Below are 1,716 nucleotides of genomic sequence, written 5' to 3'. Positions count from 1 at the left end.
CCGGCTCGTTCGCGGCCGCGTCGTGCTCGCGCGACGCGACGACGGGCGGCGTCGGCGCCGCGGCGGGCATCCGCATCGTGTGCGCGCCGTCGGCGCCGGTCAGCGCTGCCGCGAATGCGTCGATCTCGGCGGGCGACACGGGCGCCGCATGCGGATCGCCGACGCGCACGAGCAGATCGACGCCGGCCAGCAGCACGTCGACGTGCGCGGCGCTCAGCGTGATCGTGCCGGCCTGCGCGGCGACGAAGCACTCTTCCATCCGTCCCGCGATGTCGACGCCGAGCGGCACGCCGACGATACGCGCGGCGCCCTTCAGCGAATGCGCGGCGCGCATGCAGGCCTCGAGCGCGGCCGCGTCCGGCTCGCCGGCCTCGAGCGCGAGCAGGCGTTCGGACAGCGCCTGCGTCTGCGTGCGCGTTTCCTCGCGATAGAGTTCGAGCAGCGACAGGTGGCTCAGATCGTCGTCGTTGCTCATCGCATGCTCCGCGTGACGGCGTCGAACAGCCGATCGTCGTCGAGCAGGCCGACGGACTTGCCGCGCCACGACAGCACGCCGCGCGACAGGCCCGCGCTCGCGCGGCCGACCGTCGCCGGCACGGGCACCCAGTCCGATGCGCCGAAGCGCAGCACGCCTTCGACTTCGTCGACCGGGAAGACGACCGGCTCGCCGTGATGCGCGGCGACGAGCAGCCGCGTAAAGCGACCATCGGTGCGGCCATCGGCGCGGCCATCGGTACGACTGTCGCCGCGGCCGCGTTCGGCGCCGCCGGCATCGAGGCCGAGCAGCGCGCCGATCGAGATCGCGATGCGCAGCGTGCCGCGAATGTTCACGACGCCGCGCACGGCCGGATGACGGCGGTGCGGCAGCGAATGGATCGGCCGCGTGCCCGCGATCTCGCGCAGCACGCGAATCGGCAGCGCGAGCCATTCGTCGGCGACGCGAAACGCGAGCGCCGCGTCGCGCGTGTCCGCGCCGTCGCGCGGCGGATGCGCGACATCGGACGCGCGCATGCGCTGCGCGGCTTCGGCCATCTCCGCGCGGCCGAGCGGACGCTCGAGCAGTTTCGCCGCGTGATACGCGTAGACCGGACAGTTCAGGCAGCGCAGGCAGTCGGCGAGCCGCTCGCACGAGCGATCGCCGAGCGTGCCGATCCGGTTCCAGCAATCGTCGACGTCGATCGTCGTGTCGTCAGTGGCAGCGGCGTCGCGGTTCATGGTTTCCCCTGGTCATCGGGTATCGGTCTCCGAACCCGTATTCGTTTCAGCCGGCCGAGCGCCGCGCGCGCTCGAGCAGCCATTGCGCGCCGGCGCGGTCGCCGCCCGCGTCGAGCAGCGTCGCGAGATGCGTCAGCGCCTCGTGATGCGTCGGCCGCAGATACAGCGCCTTCCGGTAGAAGTCGCTCGCGTCGGCCGCGCGGCCGCGCGCGTCGGCGATCAGCCCGAGCAGGTAGAACGCGTCCGCATGCGGGCCGACGCGCGCGGAAAACTGCGCGAGCACGCGCTCGGCCTCCTCGAACGCGCCCGCATTCGCGAGCGCCTGCGCATCCTCGAGCGTCGGCGTGTGCGCGTCGTCGGCCGGCGTGTCGGTGACGGGCATCGCCGCAACCGGCCGCGCCGGCGCAGCCAGGTCCGCCGCATGCGGGCGGGCGACGGCCGGCCCGTCCGCCATCGCCGTGTCGACATCGACCGCGTGCATGGCCGCCAAGCCGCCGATCG

General features: G+C 73.5%; 2 protein-coding genes and 1 pseudogene. All 3 read right to left on the bottom strand.

What is annotated here, in order from left to right:
- Positions 1–475: Hpt domain-containing protein (locus HMPREF3115_RS24085; RefSeq protein WP_176748763.1), on the bottom strand; the 475-nt coding region annotated here is incomplete at its 3' end.
- Positions 472–1,215, bottom strand: coding sequence for a chemotaxis protein CheW (locus HMPREF3115_RS24080; protein WP_070556384.1), 744 nt, complete (start codon positions 1,213–1,215; stop codon positions 472–474). The genes HMPREF3115_RS24085 and HMPREF3115_RS24080, both read right to left, overlap by 4 nt.
- Before the next feature lie 46 nt (positions 1,216–1,261).
- Positions 1,262–1,716 (bottom strand): annotated as a pseudogene (locus tag HMPREF3115_RS24075) (MCP methyltransferase); the annotation flags it as partial.

This window comes from Burkholderia sp. HMSC10F09, assembly GCF_001806955.1.
Classification (GTDB): domain Bacteria; phylum Pseudomonadota; class Gammaproteobacteria; order Burkholderiales; family Burkholderiaceae; genus Burkholderia; species Burkholderia multivorans.
The sequence above is the reverse complement of the archived record's forward strand: the minus strand, read 5'-3'. Positions and strand labels throughout refer to the sequence as shown.

Coding starts and splice junctions, on each gene's coding strand:
- HMPREF3115_RS24080 (WP_070556384.1), bottom strand. CDS start 1,215: ATGAACCGCGACGCCGCTGCCACTGACGACACGACGATCGACGTCGAC.